At 44.1% G+C, this 594-nt stretch carries 1 protein-coding gene; it reads right to left on the bottom strand.

All coding sequences use genetic code 11. From position 1 onward, the window contains the following. Positions 1–217: 217 nt before the first annotated feature. Positions 218–529 (bottom strand): transposase, encoded by a 312-nt coding sequence (locus EI162_RS14470; RefSeq protein WP_025650617.1) that lies wholly within the window; start codon positions 527–529, stop codon positions 218–220. Positions 530–594: the final 65 nt, after the last annotated feature.

The following is a 594-nucleotide window of genomic DNA, read 5'->3' as shown; positions in this document are numbered from 1 at the left end:
ATACTGTGCTCATTCCACAGGATGGCGACAATGGTGCGAGCTCCAGCTGATTGTTTGGAGTCATTGAATATTTGACATATCAAGGCTTTGAGTTTGACACGTTCAATATCGATAGGCTTAGTCTGTGTGCCATAGTAGTAGCTGCTTTTAATGATGCCAAATAAGTCACATAGTCGGCGTTTACTGACGCTTTTGTCTTGCTCTGCAAGCTTGCTTATCAGCGATAGCCGTTCAGGCTGTCCAAGGCCAGCAGAGCAGAAGCCTTTTTTAATATGTCGCGCTCCATAGTGAGTCGCTTAACCTGCTTACGCAATTCTTGTAGCTCGCGTTGTTCATCCGTTAAAGCGTTGCCGACTTTAGGTGCTTGGCCATTCGTTTCTTGTCGATACTGACTCAGCCATTTCTGCAGGGTGGATTTGCCAATGCCAAGTGAGCTTGCTACATCAGGTATTTTACGCTTATGCTCAGTCACTAAGCTGATGGCTTCAAGCTTGAATTCTCGGGTATATTGATTGCGATTGTTGGTCATACTAGTTTCCTTCTTTGGGTTATTATAACCTCTTAGAAGCTGTCCAATTTTATTATGCCACTACA

Source organism: Psychrobacter sp. FME6, assembly GCF_014861365.1.
Classification (GTDB): Bacteria; Pseudomonadota; Gammaproteobacteria; order Pseudomonadales; family Moraxellaceae; genus Psychrobacter.
The sequence above is the reverse complement of the archived record's forward strand: the minus strand, read 5'-3'. Positions and strand labels throughout refer to the sequence as shown.

What these genes read in the sequence shown, in the direction of transcription:
- EI162_RS14470 (WP_025650617.1), bottom strand. Translation starts at nt 529, where the DNA reads ATGACCAACAATCGCAATCAATATACCCGAGAATTCAAGCTTGAAGCC.